The 24,847-nt window shown below is 52.8% G+C and carries 16 protein-coding genes; 2 read left to right on the top strand and 14 right to left on the bottom strand.

Features of this window, described 5'->3' with window-relative positions:
- Positions 1-617: 617 nt before the first annotated feature.
- The 7 genes from PGL01S_RS27040 to PGL01S_RS27010 form a co-directional block, all read right to left on the bottom strand.
- Complete coding sequence (locus tag PGL01S_RS27040) at positions 618-1,448, bottom strand: sugar phosphate isomerase/epimerase family protein (RefSeq protein ID WP_127498218.1); 831 nt, start codon at positions 1,446-1,448, stop codon at positions 618-620.
- Between the two features lie 118 nt (positions 1,449-1,566).
- Entirely contained in the window at positions 1,567-7,215 is a 5,649-nt protein-coding gene (locus PGL01S_RS27035; protein WP_127498216.1) for an S-layer homology domain-containing protein, read from the bottom strand.
- A gap of 34 nt (positions 7,216-7,249) precedes the next feature.
- Complete coding sequence (locus PGL01S_RS27030; protein WP_244935769.1) at positions 7,250-8,134, bottom strand: carbohydrate ABC transporter permease; 885 nt, start codon at positions 8,132-8,134, stop codon at positions 7,250-7,252.
- 3 nt (positions 8,135-8,137) lie between these two features.
- Positions 8,138-9,022, bottom strand: coding sequence for a carbohydrate ABC transporter permease (locus tag PGL01S_RS27025; RefSeq protein ID WP_127498214.1), 885 nt, complete (start codon positions 9,020-9,022; stop codon positions 8,138-8,140).
- Positions 9,023-9,115: 93 nt separating this feature from the next.
- Complete coding sequence (locus PGL01S_RS27020; RefSeq protein ID WP_127498212.1) at positions 9,116-10,471, bottom strand: ABC transporter substrate-binding protein; 1,356 nt, start codon at positions 10,469-10,471, stop codon at positions 9,116-9,118.
- A 130-nt stretch (positions 10,472-10,601) separates the two neighbouring features.
- Positions 10,602-12,164: a response regulator transcription factor gene (locus PGL01S_RS27015; RefSeq protein WP_127498210.1), complete on the bottom strand. Its 1,563-nt coding sequence runs from the start codon at positions 12,162-12,164 to the stop codon at positions 10,602-10,604.
- A gap of 3 nt (positions 12,165-12,167) precedes the next feature.
- Positions 12,168-13,958, bottom strand: coding sequence for a cache domain-containing sensor histidine kinase (locus PGL01S_RS27010; protein ID WP_127498208.1), 1,791 nt, complete (start codon positions 13,956-13,958; stop codon positions 12,168-12,170).
- Positions 13,959-14,236: 278 nt separating this feature from the next.
- Here PGL01S_RS27010 and PGL01S_RS27005 point away from each other — a divergent pair, with 278 nt between their 5' ends.
- A complete protein-coding gene (locus PGL01S_RS27005) occupies positions 14,237-17,020 on the top strand; it encodes a carbohydrate binding domain-containing protein (protein WP_127498206.1) in 2,784 nt (927 codons plus the stop codon).
- A gap of 65 nt (positions 17,021-17,085) precedes the next feature.
- Here the strand turns inward: PGL01S_RS27005 and PGL01S_RS27000 are convergent, their stop codons facing one another.
- On the bottom strand, positions 17,086-17,370 hold the full coding sequence (locus PGL01S_RS27000; RefSeq protein ID WP_127498204.1) for a hypothetical protein: 285 nt from the start codon (positions 17,368-17,370) through the stop codon (positions 17,086-17,088).
- 141 nt (positions 17,371-17,511) lie between these two features.
- On the opposite strand from PGL01S_RS27000, the gene PGL01S_RS26995 reads away from it, so the two are divergent.
- The gene (locus tag PGL01S_RS26995) at positions 17,512-18,129 is read left to right on the top strand and encodes a DUF975 family protein (protein ID WP_127498202.1); all 618 of its coding nucleotides are present in this window, start codon (positions 17,512-17,514) and stop codon (positions 18,127-18,129) included.
- A gap of 50 nt (positions 18,130-18,179) precedes the next feature.
- On the opposite strand, the gene PGL01S_RS26990 is transcribed toward PGL01S_RS26995, so the two are convergent.
- The 6 genes from PGL01S_RS26990 to PGL01S_RS26965 form a co-directional block, all read right to left on the bottom strand.
- Complete coding sequence (locus PGL01S_RS26990; RefSeq protein ID WP_127498200.1) at positions 18,180-19,454, bottom strand: hypothetical protein; 1,275 nt, start codon at positions 19,452-19,454, stop codon at positions 18,180-18,182.
- Complete coding sequence (locus tag PGL01S_RS26985; RefSeq protein ID WP_127498198.1) at positions 19,435-19,977, bottom strand: sigma-70 family RNA polymerase sigma factor; 543 nt, start codon at positions 19,975-19,977, stop codon at positions 19,435-19,437. The genes PGL01S_RS26990 and PGL01S_RS26985 overlap by 20 nt, the downstream gene beginning before the upstream one ends.
- Before the next feature lie 361 nt (positions 19,978-20,338).
- Positions 20,339-20,773 (bottom strand): rhodanese-like domain-containing protein, encoded by a 435-nt coding sequence (locus tag PGL01S_RS26980; RefSeq protein WP_127498196.1) that lies wholly within the window; start codon positions 20,771-20,773, stop codon positions 20,339-20,341.
- Positions 20,774-20,878: 105 nt separating this feature from the next.
- On the bottom strand, positions 20,879-21,766 hold the full coding sequence (locus PGL01S_RS26975; RefSeq protein ID WP_127498194.1) for a LysR family transcriptional regulator: 888 nt from the start codon (positions 21,764-21,766) through the stop codon (positions 20,879-20,881).
- Between the two features lie 29 nt (positions 21,767-21,795).
- Positions 21,796-22,989 carry a response regulator transcription factor gene (locus PGL01S_RS26970; RefSeq protein WP_127498192.1) on the bottom strand — a complete coding sequence of 398 codons (1,194 nt, stop codon included), beginning with the start codon at positions 22,987-22,989 and terminating at the stop codon, positions 21,796-21,798.
- Positions 22,955-24,847, bottom strand: coding sequence for a cache domain-containing sensor histidine kinase (locus PGL01S_RS26965; protein WP_127498190.1), 1,893 nt, complete (start codon positions 24,845-24,847; stop codon positions 22,955-22,957). Before PGL01S_RS26965 ends, PGL01S_RS26970 begins: the two co-directional genes overlap by 35 nt.

The raw sequence follows: 24,847 nt of genomic DNA, 5'->3' as shown, positions 1-24,847 counted from the left end.
TAACTTTGCCCGTTTTGGGCCGATTATTGGGCGTTTGTGGCTTGCTTAACGATGTCCCACATCGTTAAGAGGCTGGCAGAGGTGCTTTTTCGGGAGCTTAACGATACGGCACATCGTTAAGCTTGGAATGGTAGATGGAAGGTTGCTAGATTGCGGGGAGTGGTGCTCTATTGGCGGGCTGGCGGTAACAAACTGCGGTAATACAGGTAAATTTGATCCAACGTAGCGCCGCGGGCCATCGTCATGCAAAAGTGCAGATCATTCGCTCGTTGCAGCGCCTAAAAGCCCTATCTCACCCGATTAACCTGCACTTTTGCAGCTAGATGAGTTAGTTTAGTAGGTTAAGCACTTAATATCTTGCATTTTTGCATTACGTTCAGATAAAGCGTGACTGCTGCTATGGGCAATGAGTTTCTGGAAGTAAATGGGGTTTGTTGGTCCGCTACTTTCTCGAAGGCTTAACGATGCGGCGCATCGTTAAGCTTGGAATGGTCTAGATAAAAGGTTGCTAGATTGCGGGGAAAGGTGCTCTATTGGCGGGCTGGCGGCAACAAACTTCGGGAGCACAGGTAAATAGAAAAGGCTCTCCCTGACGGGAGAGCCTTTTCTATCCTCGATTAAATATTAGCAAACACCTTATCAAATCCGGCTTTGGAGCGCTCAAGCGCTTCCTCAACCGAGCTGACGATGTCGCCCGGCGCAAGAATTTCTTGCGCTACCGCGCCGGTGTAGCCGATTTTCTTCAAGCTGCGCAGGAAACCAGGAAGATCGATGACGCCTTCGCCCGGATACACGCGGTCATTGTCCAGCACCTGCTCAACCGAAATGTCTTTCGCATCGTTAATATGAACATGAACGATTTGCTCAGGGGACAGCTTTTCGATATCCTCCGTGCCGAGCCCGTTTGTATACCAATGATACGCATCAAACAGGAGGCCAACGTTCGGAGCATTAATCGCATCGGCAAATGCCAGCGTATCCTCCATCGAATAGATAAACGGATACTTCCAAGCCGTACGCAAATGATGCGGTCCAACAAACTCCAGTCCAAGCTTAACGCCGTAATGATTTAATATATTTGCAGATTCTCTAAGACGGCGGACCGCCTGAATGGTGAAAATCCCCGGGGATACGTCCGTTGCCGGCAAAATATACGTGCAGCTTGCCGTACAACCAAGCTGTGCCGCCGCTTTCGCCTGCTCCTCCAGCTGAGGCAGCCCGTCCCGGAACGCTTCGTCCGTCGTACGCCATTCAACCGGGAAGCCGCACGAACCGACCGAAATCCCGTTCGCCGACAGCAATTCCCGTGCGCCTTCCAAGCCGTATGTATGAATAAGACCCGCAGCATCCAGATCTACCGATTGAAATCCGTAACGTGCCGCCTGCTCAATAAAGGCTTTGTCATCACCGATTGGTCCAAGTCCTGCCCGCGTTAATCCTTTCAGCATCTGATCAGCTCCATCCAAATGTAAATAGGTACAAGTATCATTATACAAGAGCCTATCCCCCGTCTCTATTATAAAAAGGCGCCATAACTTTCGTTAAATGGCGCCTTTTTATTCTGTTTTACTGCAGCAGCCTGTCGAGCAGGCGGGCTAGCCCAACAGCCGCTTCGGCGCGGGTAACTTCCTTGTCCGGAGCGAAGTTTCCGCTTTCGGTACCATTCATCAAACCGGAAGCAAAAGCTTTGTCTACCGCCTCAAGCGTCCAGCCGGAGATCGCGTTAATGTCGTTATATTGATGTCTATCCGTCACGCCAACCGTCCCCATCTTAAGCTCAAAAGCTCTTACAATCAGAGCGGCCATCTCTTCCCGGCTGATTTTGTCGTTAGGCGCAAACGTATCCGCGTCGCGTCCATGAATCAGACCGGCTTGCGCGGCGGCCGCAACCGCATCGGCATAAAAGGCTTCTGCATTTACATCCGTAAACGGCAGGTTATCAGCCGCGGGCAGCTCCAGCACCTTCGCAAGAATAACCGCGAATTCACCGCGCGTAATCGACCGGTTAGGCGTAAAATGCTCCGCATCCGTACCGTTAATAATCTGTAGTGCTGCAAGCTGCCTAATGGAATCGCTCGCCCACGAGCCGTCCGGTACATCGGCAAAAAACTTCTCTCTCGTCAGCACTGCGTAGCTTCCCGGCTGAGTAATAAACGCCCGGATAACTGTCCCTTCCTTATCCGTACGGCCGCCGGCATAAATCCATCCGCCGTCCGAACTGCCTGCATAAATGCCGGCAAGCTTTGGATTCAGCTCCTTGCTTACCGGGAGCTGCAGCTGAACAGGATAGGCCCACTTCGTTAGAGGCTGCTTGATACCAGCTGCCGTCCATACGCCAACCTGGATATCGTATACCGTTCCCGATGCCTTCCACTTCTCGGTTGCTGCCGAAGAAGCTGGCGCCGAACCTGCCGAGGAAGTCAATGAGATATAGAGACTTGCTCCCGTGCCCTGCCCGCTTGCGGTGAGCAATTGGGAAGCGGCTTGCAGCGCGCCGGCACCTACCGTAAGGGCCGCATCGCCGATCTTAACTTGCAGATTGTTTTTCCCAAGCAGCGCTCCCGCCTGAAGCGGCAGCTTCAGCATGGTTACGCCTGCCGGAGCATTCAGCACAACCGTACCTTGCCCTGTAGGTTTGAGCTGATCGGCCGTCACTTTCCAAACGGTCTTATCTTGAGGGGTACCCGGATTAGAAGGCCCGCTTGGCCCCGGATCCGTAGGACCGGTTGGATCAGTCGGATCGGTATTCCCTTGATACAAACCAATAGAGTCAAAGTACAACGTACCGCTGCCCACCGTACCGTCCCCTTGATTCACGTAAAGCGAGAACTCCGTAATCGCGTTCAAGTCCAGCGTGCCGTTGCCCGCCGTATTCCACGGCGCATGCACGAACTGATCAAACGGCATCTTCAGCACCTTTGCCTCCGTACCGGTCAACGTCACGTAATACTCCCAGGTCTCGCCGTCCGATTCCTTGAACTGCACAACCAGCTTCCGGCCGGAGCCGTCCGGCGTATACCAGAACCGGATACCGTCCTCGCCGCTCCAATCCGACAAGCCGAGCAGCTTTGTTGCTCCGGCAAAATTGGTTGCCGCATCCGGATACGAGTATTCATACTTCATGCCGAAACGTCCGCTTTCCTTATGCCCGGCATCCGGCGTTATCGTCAGGCTGCCGCCCCAAGGGTTGCGGGTATATGCCCCCAGAGCAACCAGCTCCCGGCCGTCATAATAATCGAAGTTGTCGATTACCGGAATAGTCGTCAGCCCAACATCGTCCAAGCTAACCGAATACGATCCGGCTGAGCCGCTGCCTTTGTTCACGTATATGGAGTATTCGGCTACGCTGGATACATCCATGATGCCATCCCCGGTTGACCATTTGGTACGGGTTAAACCGGCAAGCGGAATCGTCACTAACTGTTCCTCCGTACCGGCCATGCTTACCTGAGCTTCCCAAATATCGCCGTCGGTCTCTTTGAACTGGAAGGTCAGACCGTGATTCGCGCCGTTTGGCAGCATCCAGAACTGAACGGCATTGCCGCCTTCCGACCAGTTCATGGCGCCAAGCGCCTTGTTTACGCCGGCGTAACCTACCGCATCGGTTAAGGTGTAATCCAGCTTCAGCGCGTAGCTGCCGCTCTTTTTCCAAGCCGAATCCAGTGATGCCGTAATCATATCGCCGCTTGTATTGCGAGCATAAGCCGCCCCAACAAGCGAGGAGCTGCCTTGATAATAGTCGAACGAATCGATATCCTTCAGCTTCGCAGCCTTGATATCATCCAGATAAATCGCGCCGGTACCGGCTTCTCCCGCTCCGCGGTCCACATAAACCGAGAACTCCGCAATGGAGCCGATGTCAAGCTTCCCGTTATCCTTGCCGCTCCAGCTAGGCATCGCAAACAGATGGAACGGAACGCTGACGGTCTGCGCGGCCGTGCCGGAAGTTGGGATCTTCACTTCCCAATACTCGCCGCTTGATTCCTTCACCTGCACCGTCACGCCCCGATTCCGGCCGTCCGGCTCCAGCCATAGCTGAATACCGTTGTTGCCGGTCCAATCAATGCCTCCAAGCTGTTTGGTCACGCCGCCAAAACCTTTGCCGGTTAAATCATAAGCCAGCTTCAGACCTAAACCGCCTTCGCTCTTATGGCCGGTATCCAGAGACAACGTAATCGGACCGCCATCCGGGTTAACCGAGTAACCCGCGGCCAGCTTGGCATTATCCCCGTCATAGCCTTCGAACGTATCTATCGTTGGCAAGCGATAAAGCTTAATATCGTCAATCATTAAGGTCGTATCGCCAGCCGGTCCGTCGAAATAGAGTCCAAACGAAGCGGCCCCGCTCAAATCAACTTTGCCGTTGCCCTGTCCGGCGTGGCTGCTCTTCCACCAATCCGGAATATAGAAGTTGCGGAACGGTAACTGCACCAGTACCGGCTCATTGCCGCTGATGCGGGTATCCGATTTCCACACTTCGTTTTGCGTGCCCATTCCTTCGGTCAGCTGCAGCGTGAGGCCAACCTCCTTGCCGCCCGGGTTTACCCACAGCTGAATGCCGCTGTTGCCCGACCAATCGGCGCCCGCCAGATCCTTCTCCATGCCGCCCCAGCCTTTGCTGAGATCCGTAACAAGCTTCATCGCATAGGCGCCGTTCACCTTACCCGCCGTATCCAGCGACAACGTTACCGGCGAACCGTCCGCGTTCGCTTTGTATGCTGCACAGAGAGCGTTGTTCGAGCCTGTATAGCCCTCAAAATCATCGATAATCGCCGATTTCTTGATCTCCGCCGGCGGATCCAGCTTGGCGCCGCCTACCCCGATCTGCAGGCTGCTGACCTGCGGATTCCAGCGCTGGTCCTGATGGCTTTCCGGCACAACCGGAAATTCGAATTTCACATACCGCGTACCGGCCGGAAGCTGATAAGCGATATAGTCGGTTTTCGCCCAGTATCCTTCGCCCAGCTTGCTCGTCTTCACCACATTCGTAAATTCGGTAAAATCCGTGCCGTTAGCCGAGGTATAGAACTTGAAGTCCGGCAGGACGTAATCGGCTGGGTTCTGCCTGGCGTACTCGTAGAACTTGAAGTAATTCATATCGCCGTCCGCCTTGTACGTGAACCATTCGTGCTCGTTGGACGTACGGGACAGCCGCTTCGCGTCGCCGCCGAAATATTCCGGCGTATCCGACGAGAAGCCAAGATTCGCCGAATGCGAATCCATCTTGAGGAAATTATTCAGATCATCGGATAAAATCCCGTTCGTGATGCCGCCCTGCTGCACGGAATTCGGGAACGTAAGCGCCGTGCCGTCATGCTCATACTCGATAACAACCTTGCCCAGCTGTCCCGAAGCCGATGCGGCGGGATAATCGATCCGCAGTACTTTTACGCCGTCAGCCAGCTCGCCGGTTGTATACGACCTTTTTTTCCACGAGCCGCCCGACTCCGCCGCTTCCGCATCAACCGGCTCAAACGCCGAGCCATCGGACGAAGCAGACAAACTGAAGTTTTGATCGCTGCTTGCCGAGGCAACATAACCTTCCACAGTTACGGACTTCACCTTTACCGGCGTGCCGTCTTCATGAAGCGGAATCGCGTATTGCACGCTTTGCTGGTTGTCGGTTGCCAGTGCTTTAATACGGGATACATCCCCGCCAAAAGCATTCGGATCACGGCTTTCGTATTCCAGATCCGAGGTATGGCTGTAAAGCTTCCCGAAATTGCGCATTTCGTCCTGAATGACATGCTTTGCCGCAACCGGCCCAACAACAGCCGATCGTGCCGATTCTCCCGCGCCGTTCTTCGCCGTAACCCGGTAGTAATAGGTCTGACCCGATACAGCACTCGTATCGTCGAACAACTGGGATTCCGTAGGTACCGCGTCATACACGTTCTCGCCAACTACCGTCCAGCCGCCATCAGGCTGCCCGGAACGTTCAACCCGGTAAGAAGAAGCGCCAACCGAGCCCAGCCAGCTAATCGTCGATACGGAATCAACCGACAGCATGACGGGAGCTTCCGGCTTCGGCAGCGCAGGTGCTTCGCTGAAGCCGCGGATCTCGAACGCTTTGTCCCTAAGCGTATTCAGCATATTCGTCTCGTCAAAGCCGTCTCCCGAAGGGAATCCCGGCCAGCGGTACGCTCCGTAAAAAACGCCGTTAAACGTTGATTCGGTATGCGGATAGAAGCCGCCGTCCCGGCTATGGTAACGAAGGCTCCAGATCATCGCGCCGGAGGTGCCGTTCTCGATCGCGTTATCGAGGAATGCGCTGAGTTCATTCGTTGACTTGAAGCCAAACTCTCCAACGATAAACGGCTTTTTGCCCGCTGCCTTATTCTTGTCGACGTTCACCTGGGACGCATAGCTCGGGTAATGGTCCGGGTAGTAGTGATTGGAGACGATATCGATCGCGTCATCCGTCAGTGAAGCATCGTCGATGCCGTATTTGCCGTCGAGCACGAGATGGTTGGCGTCGATGCTTTTAATATAAGTCGCCATATCATGTGTCCAGGCCGAGGACTGAGGCACCAGCTCGTTGCCCGTCTCCCACGCCAGAATGGTTGGATCATCCTTGTAAGCAACGCCGGTGAACGTATTTACGCGGTTAAGCGTATACGAAATGACCGACTTGAAATCTGCGATCAGCTGCGGATCGGTCCAGAACGCGTCTTTGCTTTTGCCCCGGAAGGCTGCGTATTCCGCAATCCCGCCTTGCCATTGATACTGGTCGACAAAAGGAAGAATCAGATGAATCCCGTACTCTCCGGCCAGTTGGATCATTTTATCGTAAGCGACAAACGCATCTTCGTTAAAGATCAACTTATCGTCCGAGCCGACGCCCATAATGTGGCGCACCATATCGGCGGGATCATCCGCTTTGCGTACGGACAGCACATACGGCCTAGTTACCGTTCCGCCCATCTGGACTAGCGTCTTGAACGCATCCTCCTGTTCCCACTCGGTTGGCGTCCGCCAGTAGATATCCTCTACCATCGACAGAGTTGGTACGTTGGCCGAAATAAACCGGAACTCCCGATCGCCGTCCATCAGCTTATCGCCGCTGCGCGTGATGAACGGGGATACGGCTTCCGCAGCTATCGGCGCATCGACTTCCTCCGCGTATACCCTCGAGCTCTGGATTCCGGGCATAACAACGGAAGCCGCTACGAGCACCGCGAGACCAAGCGACAGCATCTTCTTGCGTTTAAACATAAGTCCACTCCTTCAAAGGTAATTGAGACTTTAGTTATTTGACCGAACCGTTGACGATCCCGGAGAAGATGAAACGCTGCATAACAAGATAGAGGATAGTCGTCGGTATAAGAATAATAAGCAGCGCCGCGCATACCACGTTCCACTGCGCGCTGTTGACGCCCACGAAGTTCATCAGCCCCGTCGAGACGACCCGCAGCTTCTGCGACGGCATGTACAGATACGGGATATACATATCGTTGTAGATCGAGATACTCTTCAGAATAACCGCCGTCGCCGTCGCCGGCGCAAGCAGAGGAAAAATAATCGAGCGGTAAATCCGGAACAGCGACGCGCCTTCGATCATGGCGTTCTCGTCGAGATCGTAAGGAATGTGGCGGATAAACTGCAGATACAGGTAGATCTGCACCACATCCGTCCCGATGTACAGAAGCACCGGACCGTACAGGGAGTTAAACAAGCCAAGCTCCTTGATAATGCCGAAAGTAGCGACCTGCGTAGTGACGGACGGAATAAGCGTGGCAGCGACGTAAGCGCCTAGAATCCAGGATTTCAGCTTGAAATTAAACCGCCCAAGCGCAAAGGCCACCATCGTCCCCATCAGTACGTTGCCTAGAACGGACAAGCCGAGAATCGTGCCCGTATTCATAAAAGCGTTAAGCATATCCCCGCGGTGGAACACCGTGGAGAAGTTATCGAGGTTAGCAAACGAATGCGGGAAATCAAAGACGCCGGACTTGGCGTACTCCTCATTGCCCTTGAACGCGTTCAAGACGACGACATACGGCGGGAACAAAATAACAAACACGGCGGCAAGCAGCACCGCGTATTTCAAAGCTGCGGCAATCGCGCGGGAGGGCGAGACCGGTCGCGCGGTTACGGTGCCGGCACGTTTTTTCAATGATGTCTCCAAGCTCATGCTCTAGTCCCCCCCTCGCAAAATCAGCTTCCGCTGCACGAATATCACCAGCACGACAATAAACAGCAGCACCATCCCCATCGCCGATGCAAGCCCGTAGTTGCTGAAGTTAAAAGCCGTCTCGACGGTCTGGGTAACAAAGGTCTGGCTGGAGCCGGCCGGTCCGCCCTTCGTCATGACAAACGGCAGATCAAATACTTCAAGCGCGCCGCTGACCGTCAGCAGCATGCTGAGCTCCACAATTTTGATGATGCTCGGCCAGGTAATGTAGAGGAAGGACTTAAACGGTCCCGCCCCGTCAATCTTCGCCGCCTCGTACAGATCGCCGGGAATCGATTGTAAAGCGCCTAAATAAATAACCATGTTAAAGCCCATAAACTTCCATGCCGAGATAAAAGCAAGCGAGTAGTTGACGATCGCGGCGTCTCCCAGCCAGCTTTTGATCCAGGATTGCAGCCCGACGGAAGTCAGCAGCGCATTCAGCGAGCCGTTCTGCGCATCGTAGACATAGGTGAACATATAGGCGATGGCCACGCTGTTCATAATGTAAGGCAGGAAGAGCAATACCCGGAACGCGTTGCGCCCTCTTAACCGCGAGTTGAGCAGCACGGCAAAGAATAACGCCACGATGTTCTGGACGATCCCCCCGATAAAGTACACGAAGTTATGGGAAAGAACCTTGAAAATATCCGCGTTCGTAAAAATCTCCTTATAGTTGCTGATTCCTACCCAAGCCTTCTCCGGGCTGTAGCCGTCCCATGAGGTAAAGCTCAACCAAGCCAGGTAAATGGCCGGATAGAAGGAAAATACCGCAAGCAGCAGCAGCGGAAGCGTGAGGAAGGAGATCAATATGACATAGCGCTGTATCTTGTAACTCATTGCAAACATCGGCAACCCTTCTCTACTCCTTGATAAGGAGGAAGAGAAAACGTTATCGATTCAGCCGATAAGCATCTTCTCTTCCCGTTAACCGCTATGAACCTATTTGCCTAAGGATGCCTTCGCATCTTTCCACTTCTTGTTGTAGGAATCAAATACCGCTTTCATGTCTTTGCCCATAATCGCGTCTTGAGCGAAAGCGCTTGTGTCGAATTGCATTTTGTTCGCAATCGCGAGGTAGTCGTCGTTCTCGGCAGCCATCTCGATTACCTTCGGATTGGTCGCCATAAATTCGTTCAGCTGAGCCAGCTTAGGCTTCTTGTCTTTCAGAACGGGGATAAAGCCCGCGTAATCGTCATAGCCGGATTCTTCGATCAGGAATTTGAGGAAGGCTTTTGCCGTTTCCGGGTTTTCGCTGTTTTTATCGATGCCGTAGTAGTAGTCGGAAGCCAGAATCACCTTCGCTTCGCCGCTGTTGTCGAGCGGCAGCGGGAAGAAGCCTACGTCCTCCGCGGCAGCGCCGTTGTCTACCACTTGCGGTACTACCCAGTTGCCAAGCAGGAACATGGCGATTTTGCCGGAAGCGACATCCTTCTTGGAGCCTTCCCAGTTCGTCGACATCAGGTCCTTCTCAACGTAACCGCTGTCCACCATTTTCTTCAGGATGGAGAACGCCTGCCAGTGCGGGCCATCCACCGCAAACGGTTCATCCTGCGTCGCCATCGTGTTGTGCAGGGACGGGTCATTGGCGAAAATAAACGCCTCCTGATCCCAGCCGTACAGCGGCCATTTGTCCTTGAAGTTTGTCGCGAGCGGGATGATGCCCGCTGCTTTCAGCTTTTCGGCTGCGGTGTAAAGCTCGTCGAGCGTCTTCGGCACCTCGGTAATGCCGGCTTGCGCAAAAGCTTTTTTGTTGTACGTGACGCCCATCGCGGCGCTGCCGGAGGAGATGCCGTAAAGCTTGCCGTCCTGGCTGCGGTTGTCTTTGAAATAAATACGGTCGTTCAGGCCCAGATCATCGAGAGGAAGATAAAAGTTCGGCAGATCCGAGTTTTTCACCGTGCCTGGGATCAGGCTGATGTCGGCAAGCTCGTTGGATGCCATGCGGATTTTTGTCGTCTGGTCATAATCCTTGATCGCTTCGATCTCAACCGTCGCGTCCGGATATTTCTCGTGGAATTTGGCCGCGTAATTCTTGAGCTCCGTATCCACCAGGTCCGTCCGGTTGGTTGTGAACACCACCTTGCCCGCGATCTTCGGAGCAGCCGGCTCCTCGCTGACTGCGGCGTTTGTTGCGGCTGCGTTATCAGCCTTCGTTGTTGCAGCGGCATTATCCGCTTTATTGTTGCTTGGCGCTGCCGCTCCTTCGTTGTTCCCGTTATTTGAGCCGCATCCTGCTGCCATTGTCATTGCAAGGCCTAACACGGCCATGGTGGAAATTAACTGTTGCTTTTTCAAACCCGACTCCCCCTCGAATATGTGGTGAATGCGCTTACTTACAAAACCGATTATAGAGAAAGCGCCTTCGCAATTTAATGTCGCGGTTTTTTGTTTATGGTATTTAATTTGGAATTTAAGTGAAATAGGATTATAAATTCCGGTACTCCTTAGGCGTAATGCCTACCATTTTTTTAAACACCTTATTGAAATAGATAGAGTCCGGGTAACCCACCTGCTCGCCGACCTCGTAGACCTTCAGGTCAAGACGCTTCTTCAGCAGCTCCTTCGCCTTCATCATGCGCAGCTGCAGCACGTATTGCGTGATGGTCAGCCCCGTCTCTTGCTTGAATAACGTGCTGAGATAACTCGGGTTAAGGAATACCTTCTCGGACAGCTCGGTCAGTTCAAGGTCTTTATCGTAATCCTGCTGAATCAGCTGTTTAACCGTCTCAATCACCCGGTTGCCGCCCTCCTTGCGCGCGGAAGCAAGCCGGTACAGGGACAGCTCCAGCAAATGCTGGATCCGTTCCTTCAGCTCCGTCAGGTTAAAAAAGTCCGCAACCGACTGGTAGACGCCCACGCCCGGCGGCGTCAGCTTGACCAGCTCGTCAAGCAGGCCGTCTACTTTCTGTACGGCGGTATACAGAAGATTCGCCATAAACTGGACGAGATCCGCATAAGGCGGCCGCACCCGCTCGATCTCCGCGAACATCCGCTGAACCGCCGCCCCGATGCCTTCCGCATCAAGCCGCTCCAGCGCCTGGGTAAAGCCGCCAGTCAACAGCCCGGTGAAAAAAGCAGGATCCGCTGGAGCGTTTGGTCCCTCCTTGCCCGTCACAACGGCAAACGCTTCGCGCTTGTAAATGCCGGCGCAGGACAACGCCAATGCCTCCTGATAAGCGCATATCGCCTTATCGCTCCCTTGATATCCGCCGCTGATTCCGATCGCAAACTTGCCTTTGGCGGCAAACTGCAGGTCGCTCATCAAGCGAAGCGCCGTTTTGTGAGCAAGCCTGCCCGTCTCCTCCTCCTTGGGAGCAGGAACCAACAGGGCGATAATCTGCGCCTCCATAGCCACGCTCTCTATGCCTTCAGCCGCCATCGTCCTTCCCCATTCCAGCAGCTGCTCTTTCATGCCTTGATTGGAAGCCCGGACGGCAAGCACCGCGTAAGGGCACCCAAATACAACCGGTAAGGAGAGCTCCTCCACCCCGGCGGATACAGCCGTATCCTTATCGCCGCCCAGCAGCCGACGCAGCTGCTGCTCCCGCAGCAAAAGATCGCTCATCTGCGCTTTTTTGCTTAGCAGCTGCTCCTTTTCTTTTTCCTGCTTCGCTTCTTTCAACTCCTTATGAATATGCGTAAGGTTCGCCAGCAGCTCTTCCTTATCCACCGGCTTAATCAGATAATCCTTTACGCCATACTGCATGGCGGTACGCGCATAATCGAAGTCGTTATAGCCGCTCAAAATTAGACAACGCGCATCCGGAAGACGGCGTCTTAATTCCTCTATAAACTGCAGCCCGTCCATATAGGGCATTTTAATATCGGTAATAACAACATCCGGAGAGAGACGGTCCAGCTCCTGGGAGGCCTCAAAGCCGTTCGAAAAGCTGCCGACAACCAGATATTCCTCGTTCAGCTTGGAAATGATCTTCTCCAGCCCGCGGCGGATCAGATCCTCATCGTCGATAATCATAATGCTCAGCATTTGTTATTCACCATGCTTTCTCGGAAGTTTTAGATAGACGGCTGTTCCTTCTCCCCACTTGCTCTCAATCTCCAGCCCATACGTCTCGCCGTAATGCAGCTTGATCCGTTCATTGACGTTGCGCAGGCCTACCCCGGTCTTGGAGCTTCCCGCCTCGCGCGTACCGTTCATCGATTGGCGGAGCAGATCCAGCGTCATGCCGTCCATCCCCGCACCTTCGTCTTTAATCGAAAAAATAAGCAGCTGCTCCTTTAGCTCGGCCGACAAACGGATCGTAACCTCGTTAGGCTTGCCCTCCATGCCATGGAGAATCGCATTTTCGACAATCGGTTGGAAGGTCAGCTTCATGACCGGGAAGTTCATCAGCTCCTGCGGAATGTCGAAGGCAACGACAAACCGGTTGCTGAACCGGTAGCGCAATAATTGAAGATACCGCTCCAAATGCTGCAGCTCTTCCCTTAGCTCAACCGTCTCCCTCCCCCGGTTAATGCTGTATCTTAACAGCTTCCCAAGCGTAAAGGTCATCTCCGCGACCTCTTCATCATCGTTAATCTCGGCGGTCATCCGGATGGTCTCTAACGTGTTGTATATAAAATGGGGATTAATCTGGCTTTGCAGCGCCTCCAGATCGGCTTCTTTTTTGCGGGACTGGATCACGTAAATTTCGGAGATCAGCTCCTTCATCCGCCTGAGCATGCGGTTAAATTCCGTGCCGAGAATACCCACCTCGTCCTTCTGCTTCACGTCAAAGCTGACGTCCAGGTTGCCGCCGCGCACCGTGCGCATCAGGTCCGTCATCTGGCGGAGGGATCTGGTCATCATAAAAGCCAATATAACCGAGACAAGCAGCGCAAAGCCGATAATCCCGATGGTTGTCGTAAGCGTGACGTTCCGTGTCAACTGGGCATCGTGATGCAGATAGTTCACCGGAACAAACGCGAATATTTTCCAGCCGGTATCCTTGGACACGGAGTAACTGCATATGTAAGAGAGGCCGTCGACCACGACATTAAAGCTGCCCTGATCGCCAACGGCTTTCTGAATGACCTCATTGCCCGTTATATTGGTAGCCGTCAGCACATGATCGCTGTCATAAGCCACATTGTTCTGGCCGTCGATAATAAGGGTCTTTCCGTTCGTTACCGTATTCAGCTCCTGCACGACATCCTCAATAACGTGAATGTCGGCATCCACCGCCACATAGCCGATTGTCTCCAGCGTGCCGATATCCCGGATGCTCCGGAGCACCGTGAACAGATATTGCGGAGTGCCGTTCGCGCGCATCACCCGCTGGGTCGGGATTATAACGGGATTGCCGTTGCCCTGCACAGCGATTCGCTTCCATTCCTCGTAATGGCTCATCATATCCTCGCGGATGGCATCCGTCTTGATCCGGTAGAACACGTTGCCGTAATTATCGTAGAGATAGGCGGAATAGAGATTTTTCCTCATGCTGTCGAGCAGTCCGATATAGAAGTCCATCTGGCGCTGCTTCTCGAGCGTCATCTCTTGATGGCTCATGTATTGCTGCATTTCGACCGAGTAGAGCGGAATTTTGCTGACGGTCATCATGTCTTCCAGATGGCTGTCCAGATTCGCCTGCATGTTGCTGATCAGCTCGGTGACGTAATTTTTTGTATTCTTATTAATAGATTGAATGTAATTCTGATAGGATATAAACCCCGTAGCCGAGATTGGAATAATGATCAGAACCACGAATACGATAATCAGCTTCTTCTGCATGGTCATGCTGCTAAACCCGTTAATATGGAAAAGGCCACGTCCTATGTTCATTTGCGCCGGCTCCCGTCACTCAAATATGTAAGCGTTTACTGTGATTCTGACACAGAGCCCAAGAAACAGGCAACCTTTTCTTCGTGTAAATCGGGAAGGCCTAAACAGAGTGCAATAAACCTAAAAATTAGCCAATAGTCAGGGGGCTGCGGTTGGCGTTAGATTAGTAGCACGCGGCCTGCGTATTTCGTGCGGAAAGGAGGTAAAGCGTTTACATTTTGTCCCAGGCCATGCGTGCTTGGCTGCTATTAGCCACCTAAATTGAAGGAGGTTATCGTGTGATCACCACTAGATTCCGTATGCTCTCCTACTCCCTTGCCCTGCTTCTGGCCTTTATGTCTTTGTTAGCGCTAGTCGGACCTCCGGCGAAAAAAGCTTCCGCCGCCGTCTCCGGCTTCGTCACCCGCTCCGGCAGCCAGCTGATGCTGAACGGCCAGCCTTTCCGCTACAGCGGCCCCAACATTTATTGGCTTGCCCTGGACGAGAATCCCGTCGAATATCCGACCGAATTCCGCGTAAACAATGCCCTGCAGACAGCAAAAGAAATGGGCGCAACCGTTATCCGCTCCCATGCCGCCATCTCCTTCGGCTGTCCGAAGTGCATTATGCCATCGCTCGGTACATACAACGAGACCGCCTTCCAGAAGCTCGATTACGCAATCAAAGCCGCCGGCGACGCCGGACTTCGTCTTGTTCTCCCGCTTATCGACCAATACGATTATTACCACGGCGGCAAAAAATCATGGACGCGCTGGTTCGGCTACCCCGACGACGGCATCAGCTACACCGGCTACGAGTTTTACAACAAGCCGGAGATTATTAGCGCCTTCAAGCAGCATCTAAGCGTTCTCCTCAACCGCACCAATACCTACACCGGCGTGAAGTACAAAGACGACCCGACCATCATGGCCTGGGAAACCGGCAACGAGCTGGGCTGGTACGACAATCCGACGGCGATGAAGAACTGGACGCAGGACATTGCCGATTATTTGAAAAGCATTGACGGCAACCATCTCGTCATGGACGGAACATACGGCGTGAAGGACGCTCATCTTTCCATCTCAAGCGTAGACATCTACAGCGACCACTTCTACCAATGGCCGGCCGTTGGCGCCTGCTGCAAAGGCTTGTCGGTTACGGAACTGAATACGCAGGCAAGCAAGGTTCAAGCCGCCGGCAAAGCGATGGTTGTAGGCGAATTCGCTTGGAACCTGGAAACCTACGGTACGCTTGCGAACTTCCTTTCCGCCATTGAGGCCCAACCGGCTATCGCCGGCAGCAACTATTGGGCGCTGTTCGGGCAGAACGACGACTACGGTTATAAAGTGCATAACGACGGATTCACCATCTACTATCCGGGCACGACAACGGATATGCGGACCAAAGCCCAGCAGCTGCGCAACCACGCTTACGCGATGCGCGGGATAGCCGTTCCTGCTGCAGGCGTTCCTGACGCGCCGCTTATTACGGGCCATCAGGCAAGCGGCGGCAAGGTTCAGCTGAAATGGAGAGGCGCGGCAGCGGCGGACAAATATACCGTCGAACGGGCAACAGCCGGTGCTAGCGGACCTTGGACCGTTGTCTGCAATCAATGCGCGACGGACAATGATACGCCATGGACCGATTCCACCTCCGTCTCGGGCACGGCTTATTGGTATAGAGTGAAAGCCCATAACCTCGCAGGGGTTGCCGGCAGCTATTCTCCTGTTTATGCCACCGGCGGAACGGCGCTGCCTGCTCCGGGTGCTTTCACGTTGTCGTCTCCTGCAAGCGGCGCAACGGGCCAAAGCGTGCTGCCGACATTCGGCTGGAATGCCTCCAGCAACGCCGCAAGCTATACGCTTGTTGTTGCGGACAACAGCTCCTATACAAGCCCGGTTATTAACGCCAGCGGACTTACTTCTACTTCTTATACTCCAGGCTCCGCGCTTGCCTATAACAAAACGTTCTACTGGAAGGTAACGGCCGTGAACGGCACCGGATCCACGGTGGCGTCGAATGCCGGCCTAACCTTTACGACGGCGGCTCAATCCACGTCGGTTGCGATTGATGCCTTCGAATCGTACAGCTCGGACAGCGCGCTGCAAAGCGCCTATGTCCGCAATACGGACGGCGGTGCCTTGACGGTGACCCGGGATACCGCGAACAAAAACGACGGTACCTACGGCATGAAATTTGCCTATACCATCGCGGCCTCTCCTGCCAACTTTGCAGGGGCAACGAAGCAGCTTGGCACGGCCGACTGGTCCGGAGCAACCGGATTATCGCTTTGGCTTAAGCCGGACGGTTCGAACCGGACCCTGACGATTCAGTTCAAGGAGACAAGCGGCGAGCTGTGGGAAACGTATTATACGTTGTCCGGCACAACCGCGGGAATCGTCAATCTGCCCTTCAGCTCCTTCAACCATCCGGGCTGGTACAGCGGCGGCAACGGCGTGAAGGACCTGAATACGATTAAGGAATACAGCATCTACGTGAATCAGGGCTCCGGTTCAACGGGCAGCAGCTCAATTTATATCGATTCCGTGACGGCGGGTCAGGTCGGAGGAGGCACGCAGCCACCAAGCGATGCCATCGACAGCTTTGACAGCTACGCTTCGAACAGCGCATTGCAGGCCGTCTACACGATGAACTCGTCCGGAAGCGCCATTACTCCAACTCTTGATACGTCCGTCAAAAGCGACGGTACGAACAGCATGAAGCTGAGCTACAGCATTACGACGGCCGCCAACTATTCCGGCGTCATTCACCCGCTCTCCGCCAGCTGGACCGGCAAAACGGGCATCAGCTTATGGGTGAAGCCGGACGGCTCAAACCGTACGCTGACCGTGCAGTTCAAGGAAGCGAGCGGCGAGCCTTGGGAGACGACCTATGTTCTCTCAGGCACAACGGCCACAACTATTCAGGTTCCGTTCACTAGCTTTGCGCGTCCTAGCTGGTACAGCGGCGGCAACAGCACGCGCGATCTTGGCTCCATCGCCGAGATTAACTTCTATATTAATCAAGGCTCCGGCAGCACCGGCAGCAGCACGATTAATATTGATGCGGTAAAAACGTATTAAGACGGTTAAATAATAAAGCCCACTCAAGCGCAGGCTAATTGCCGGCTTGAGTGGGCTTTTTTCTCTTAGGATAATGTCGCGTATAAAAGCAAAGTCCCAATACTGCCCACCCATAACATAGGCACGCAGTTCGATAGAATCGCTGCCCTTTTGTAACCCCGATGAAGAGTCCAGGCAACAATCGAGCAGGCGATCATAAAGAGCGGGTAAACGCCAAGGCCTAGTACAAACAAAATGTTTAATGCCGTAAAGCCGCCGTCAAAGGACATGAAAGACATCCCAAACGTAAACAGCCACGGAATCAGAAACAGCAAATAAATAATCTGGCTAATAACGAGAAATTTCTTCAATGATTATCCCCCTAAATTCTATATGACCTTAATAGTTCGCTGTGCAGAAAAAATATCCTTTTCCTTATTTTCAGGAATGTTCCCCGCGTTCCCCCCGTATATTTAGATGGCTATTCACCCTAAATTTAAGGAGGTACATACATGAACGCATCGTACTCGGAACTGAGGGCCAGAGCGAGAGAAAGCCTGAGAGGCAATTGGGGAAAAGCGATCGGAGGCTTTCTGCTGGCCGTATTAATGGCAGTCGTTATCGGTCTGATCAATTATTTGATCCCGGTGCTCGGCAATGTGATCAGCATTCTGATCAGCGGCGCCATCTCACTTGGACTCATCAGCTTCTATCTGGGCATTGCCAGGAAAGAAGATCCGCCTGTATCGGAAGTTTTCAGCGGCTTCGCCCAATTTATTAAAGCGTTCTGCCTGTACTTTATGATCGGACTCTTTACTTTCTTATGGACGCTGCTGTTTGTCATTCCGGGAATTATTGCGGCATTCCGTTACTCGCAAGCTTATTTTATTCTCCGGGATAATCCGGATATCGGCATTCTGGAAGCCATCAACGAAAGCAAACAAATCATGAAGGGTAATAAATGGCGCTACTTCGTTCTGCAGCTGACCTTTATCGGCTGGGCAATCCTGGCCGCGATTCCTTTTGGCCTGGGTTATCTGTGGCTGTGTCCATACATCAGCGTTACGCAGGCTCATTTCTATGATGAAGTGACCGGCAGACATTCGCCTCCAACCCCGGATTCGTTTTAAGCGTTTGTCAAAAAGAAAGAGGCAGCGGGATTCCGCTGCCTCTTTCTTGATTAACCGGAGAAGTCGCTTTGCCGCAAATGAAACACCCATGGTCCGCGGAGGACAACATCAGGACGGTTGATATGCAAAGTCAGGTGCTTGCTCCCCGGTTCTATCGTACATTCCAAATATACCACTTCGCCCGTTTTCTCCTTAAGCTTCGCCATGCCGCTCTCCTCGGCGCCAATCATATATAGCGAGGAAGGCGCCTTCTCGTCATAGTGAAGATCCGTGTAAACCCTAAGCGTCGTTGGAGAAGTCTTTTCCACGTGAGTAATGGTAACCGGATAACCGGCAATTTCGAAGGTTTGGTTCAGGCTATCCATTGTTTCGGCCGGCACTTTTACTTTGACCTCATCTTGGTATTCGACGTTTATTTCCGGAATCGTAAGAGTGTAGGTTTCATCGGGCGTGCGGCCAAGCGGAAAGTACAGCTCGCTTTGGGGACTGCTCAAGCCTTGCACCGTGGTAATCTCCAGCTTTTTACCCGCTTTATTCACCACATGAAGCTTGAGACTTTCCTCATGCATGTAGACGCCATGGATCCCGTAATCGATGATGCGAAAATCCTGCCGTGGCGGGGTAATAATAGAAACCCTTGCTTTTTCATCTACCTTATCCGTAATAGCCGTGATGGACAGCCCATTTGCCGTAGAGGTTGGACCAAGCTCGGAATAGCTGTCGAAGGATTCCGCCTTCGTTAGATGAATAGGTACTTCTATTCGAGCTTCTTCCCCAATCATCAGCTTGATATCACCCTGTACGTCCAGTTCTCCTTTATGCCAGAAAGAAGACGTCCAGATCGTTCCGCCCCATGAAGCCATAGTTGCGTCAATCGTTACGGTCTCACCCTGTGCATTAATTAGAGTAACATCCTTTAATCTGGCTGTGTTTTGCCCGGTCATCGTAATATAGGTCATTTCATGGTCGGACATCATACCGGTAATAACAATGGATCCTTCTCCCCCAACCTTTACGGTAATAGGCTTGCTCAGGATATAACGTTCTTCCGGGGATTTCTCTTCCTTCACCATTCCCGTACCGGGGATAAACTGCAAGGCATTATGGATAGCCGCCCATACCTTCGTGTGATTAACTAATGCCGTAGACAATAGAAGGACAACAATGACAGCAGCAATAGAAGTCCATGTGCGCCTTAACCGCGTTTCCTTTTGCTTCTCTCTTCCTGCTTGCTCTATACCAAGGCGTGCCCTATGAAGCAGCCGCTCAGAAGGGATGGGAATGGTCTGCATTTGCTGTTTTATTTTATCGGAGCCCGTATCCATAATCTCCATCCTCCTCTACCCGTTTCCTTAGCTTTTTCAACGCCCGATACAGCAAGGTCTTTCCCGTGCCTAGCGGAATATCCAGGATTTCCGTTACCTCCCGGATCGTAAGATCATAATAAAACCTTAGAATAACGACGCTTTTCTCCTCCGGTTCCAAAGCCTCCACCAGTTCCTTTAACGTAATCGACAACGTAAAGTCCTCTTCATCGCTGACGGTTATCGACTCCATATATTCCGGCTTCCATTGAATTTGTCTCTTCCGTTTGCGCAGAAGATCGATCGAACAGCTTATCGCTATCTTAATGAGCCAAGTTTTGAAGTAAGCAGGCTCCTTCAGCTTGCGTATTCCCTTGAACGACCGGTATGCCGTTTCCTGAATAACATCCAAGGCATCCTCTTCGTTCCCCACATGCACATAAGCGGCCCTATACAAATCATCTTCATACTGCTGAAAAAGCTCCAAGTACGCGAACTCGTCGCCGCGCTGCGCCTTTCTCACCAGATCAATAATGCTCCTCACTATAGATTAGACGCATGAACGTTTCGTTTGGCTTTCACAAATGCAAAAAACTCGAGCGTACTAACCCGGCCCGCCCGGCCGGCCGCAGGCAACAAACTCTAACGAAACTGTAACACGCTATTTCAGCAAAATGGAGCCTTTTGGATTTCTAACGAAACTACCTATCATTATTCCCTGTGTATATGCCTCTTTTCACTCAAAATCGGCCAAATAGCGTTACCACGTTTCGTTAGATTAGAAATGAAGTTGTTTTTAGGCAAATAAGGTTACGTAGTTTCGTTAGCGGGGGGAGCAGATCGATCAGCACAGCAAAAAACCAGATTCCCCTCTCCGGGAATCTGGTCCGCCACTCATTCATTCACTAGCCCACCATCGGTGCGGTTTCCACATGCGTGCCTTCCACCGGGTTGCCCTCTTTGCGCCAGTACTCGATGCCGCCGATCATTTCTTTTACTTTGAAGCCTAAGCCGGAGAGGCGCGCCGCACCTTTGGTGCCGCCGTTGCACGCCGGGCTCCAGCAGTAAACGACGATGAGCTGCTCTTTCGAGAACCCTGCGGTGGTTTCCGCTGTCATCTCTCTCGATGGCAGGTTAATCGCCCCCGGAATGTGGCACTCGGCATATGCTTTTGGGCTGCGTACATCAATCAGCAGAAAATCGTCAAGGCCGTGCTTCATATCGTAATACACATCCGCTACGTCCGTCTCAACGGACAGCTTGTTCATATAATGACGGTGCGTAGCTTCCGGTGATGCAGCAGGAGTTTCAAGGACGAGCGAAAATGGTTGGTTTGTCATAGGGAGTGCCTCCATTTAGGGGATTTGCCAAATGCCTTGGCTTGTTGAATCCAATATAGCATGATCCCTAACATCGGAGTTATCGATCGTTTTCGATTGCATACTTCAATGATTCTGATGATTGCCCTCGCCGATTAATTCCACGAAGCCAACAAAGGCTTTGGACTGCCATTTCTTCTTCGAATAAATCAGCTGGGTATAGAATCTGCAGGCTGGATGGTTAAAAGGCAATGCAATCAGCTGCTGCTTCCGAATTTCCTCGGCAGCCGCGATACGCGGCAGCAAGGCAACGCCAAGGCCATACACCACGCATTGCTTGATGGCCTCCATGTTCCCGAATTCGTAAGAAGGCTTGCTGTCAATCTCGCCATCCCGCAGCACTTTGAGCAGCATTGCCCGGTACGTGCAGCCATCCTCGGTGAGGATAAGAGGCTCGCCCGATAAATCCTCTGCCCGGACCTCGCTTAATGCCGAAAACCGATGCTCGGGACTCGCGATAATAACAAGCTCCTCTTCTCTCAACACCACCGTATGGAGCTCCGGATCCGAGAACGGCGGGTCCAGAATAATGCCTACATCCATCGTCCCCTCTTTGACGGCTTCTATAATAAGAGGCTCATTCCCAGGCTGCAGCATGATGTTAATATCCGGATACTGCTGGCGGTAAGCCTGCAAATACGGCGGCAAATAATAGGCAGCCAACGTCTCAATCGTGCCAATGGACAACGTTCCTTTGGACTGCTTCGACACGATTTCTTTCGACTCTTCGTGGAGCCTGATCACTTCTTTCGCGTAAGGAAGCAGCGCTTCGCCGGCGATCGTCAGCCTCATGCTCCGGCCGAACCGTTCAACCAGCACGGCTCCGTACGACTCCTCCAGCCGCTGGATTTGCGTCGTAATGCTGGACTGGGCATAGCCCAGAATTTCCGCCGCGCGGGTGAAGCTCCCGTGCTTCGCGACTTCGCAGAAGGTTTTCAAATAGGTTAATTCCACGCCAGACACCTCCTTTTCCAAAAAGCCAGCTAATTCCGTTTCCGATACTGATTCGGGGGCAGCCCCGTCGTTTTCTTGAATGCCGTACTGAAATAATGCTGCGACTCATAACCCGTCTTCTCGGCGATTTCATGTATGGCCAGGTCCGTCTCGTTCAGCAGCCGAATCGCTTCCTTCATCCGGGCGGTTGTCAGCATGCTTATAAAAGAAGTCCCCATCTCTTGCTTGAAAATACGGCTCAGATAAACGGCCGACACGTTCAGCTCGCCCGCAATTCCCTCAAGCGACAAGTCCCGGTTCTCATAGCGGTCCGCAATAATCTCCTTCGTCCGCCGGACAAAGGGACTTAGCTTCGTCTCCCGGTTAACGGAAGCCCTTGCCTCCGCATAAAGCGAGGGTACATCCCCCGATGAGCCTTCCTGATAGCTGGCCACAATCTCAATCTTCAAATAGCCCGCCACATCCGCTTCAATCTGCTTAAAGACCGCTTCCTGCGGCTTGCCCCAGATCAGAACAACAATTAATCCTACTTTATCCCGGAAGTGAACGGAAGTAAACGGCTCAAGATGCTCTTCCATAATATTTTCGATAGCAAACAAGAGAAGCTGACGGTCCTTCTCCGAGAAAAACGCCTTGCCCTTCGACTGCTCCGGCCACCGGATGACGCCTACATAGTCCGGTTCCTCGCCCGGCATCCGAAGGAATGAAAGCTGCTCGCGAATCTCCGCTTCCCCCAGCTCTCCCTTGATCCATTCAAGGCAAAATCTTTCCCTGAGCAGCGCGAAGTTTTTATCAATCTGCTTGGAAGCCATCTGCAGAAGCTCTTCGTTAACGGTCGTCTCCTCCAGCTTCTGAACGACTCTCGCCAGCACTTCTCCCAGCATGTCGGGATTCACCGGCTTCAAAATATAATCGTCGACCTCCAGCTTGATGGCTTCGTAAGCATAATTAAATTCATCATGGCCGGTAATAATGACGATCTTGCATTTGGGAAGCTGCTCCCGAAGGTAGCTGATCAAGGTGAGGCCGTTCATAATGGGCATGCTCAGATCGACGAGCAGAATATTCGCCTGCTTTTCCACGGCGAGCTCCAGCGCTTCCTCCCCGTCCTCGGCTTCCCCAACGACCTCCAGTTGCAGATCCTCCCATGGTATAGAGCTGCGGATTCCTTCCCGGATAATGGACTCATCATCCGCGATTAACACCTTCCATGTGCGTATCATGCGTACCCTGCCCCTTCCGATGAATAATAGGATGCTTAATGATTACCGTCGTTCCGGCCTTCTCTTTGCTCTCAATCGCAATGCCGTAGGTCTCGCCAAAGCTTAAGCGGATCCGCTCCTGCACGTTCCGGAGACCGTAGCTGGCCGCTTGCCCCTGCGGATGGTTCGACGCCGCAGCCACTGCGGCTGCCTTCTGCGCCGCGTGAGCTTCATGAACCGATGGCACGGCCTGAAGCACGGCTTGCAGCGCCTCGAGTCTTGCTTCCGTCATTCCCGCTCCGTCATCTTGAATAACCAATTCCAATATCTCTTCGCTAATAATGGCACGGATCGTTATCATCCCCGGCCCGCGGCGTTCCTTAATGCCGTGATAGATCGCGTTCTCCACAAGCGGCTGAAGAATAAGCTTCAGCACGAACAAGCTGTCGCTGCTTCCGTCTACTTCGATGTTATAGTTCAGCTTATCTTTATAACGGGTTTGCTGGATTTTCAAATAGCTCCGGATATGCTCAATCTCGTCGGCAAGCGGGATCATCTCCTGGCCTTTGCTTAGCCCGATGCGGAACAGCTTGGACAAAGCCTCCACCATCTCCGTCGCTTCCTTCGCTCCGTCCTTGCGGGCCAGCCACTGGATCGTATCCAGCGTATTGTACAGAAAATGTGGCTGAATATGGGCTTGCAGGCTGCGCAGCTCCGCTTCCCGCTTGAGCCGCTGCTCCGCCCACACCTGCGAGATCAGCCGGGTCATCTGCGACAGCATCTTATTAAAGCTGCGCCCGAGCAGACCAATCTCATCCTCCCGCTCCTCCGGAATGCGGATGCTCATATTGCCCTCCTCAACCTTGCGCATGAAGGAGGCCAGCTGCGAGATCGGCCGGGAGATCGAATGGGATAGGTAATACGAGGCGGCAATGCCAAGCATGCACACGATAAACACGAAAGTAACGAGGTAGAGGTTAATGTCCTTAATCTCCTGCACGCTGTCTTGGACAGCAAAGACCCCAACGGTCGTCCAATTGGTGAAGGAGGATTTCTGATAAATAAACTGCAGCTTCTGGCCCCCTACCGTTTGAGCGAACATGCCGGATAACTGCTGGCCGGGCAAGGCAACGCCCAGACTTCCGATCCTGGAGTTTTTTGGCGCGTAAATGCTCTCGCCCTTATCGTCGATCACCATCAAGTAGCCGGATTTTCCAAGCCGCACGTCCCGAACCGTCTCCGCGATTACCCTCAGCTTAAGATCAATAAGGACAACGCCTAACGTCTTCTGCGTATCCGGATCCTGAATGGCGCGGACAACCGAGACGACCTCGCTGTCCTTGTAATTGGAATGCGTCGTCACGTTCCGGTTGGCCGGATGGCCGATAATTTTGAAGATCCCTTTCGCCTCAACAGCCTCTTGATACCAAGACTCCTTCGCCAGACTGTCTCCCGTCCGGGCATACATCTCGTTGCTGAAATAATCGCCGTTAGGCCGTACGACGATAATTCCCGCCACCTCGGAGTAAAGCGAGGTAAAGCCCTGCAGAAATTTGGACATGCGGTATTCCTCATGATCATCGTCAATGGCTTTTTTCCCTTCGCTCAGGAAGGCCTGAATTTCCGGATTCATCGATATAAAATAGGAGATATTCTGAATATTGCCCGCGTAATAATCAAGCGACTTATTCACATTGTCGATAAGCTGCATCGTATGGCCGTTGACCTGTTTCTCGACAATGCCGTTAACGATCCACCCCATTAATAACCCAATAACAAGGGAAGGCAAAATACTGATCAGCAGGAAGTGAAAAATAAGCTTGTATCGAATAGACCAGTTGTTCAGCTGGAAGCTCTTCCGGAGCTGTTTGAATACCAT

This window comes from Paenibacillus glycanilyticus NBRC 16618, from assembly GCF_004000805.1.
Lineage (GTDB): Bacteria > Bacillota > Bacilli > Paenibacillales > Paenibacillaceae > Pristimantibacillus > Pristimantibacillus glycanilyticus.
Note: the sequence above shows the minus strand (reverse complement) of the source record. Positions and strands in the feature narration are given on the sequence as shown.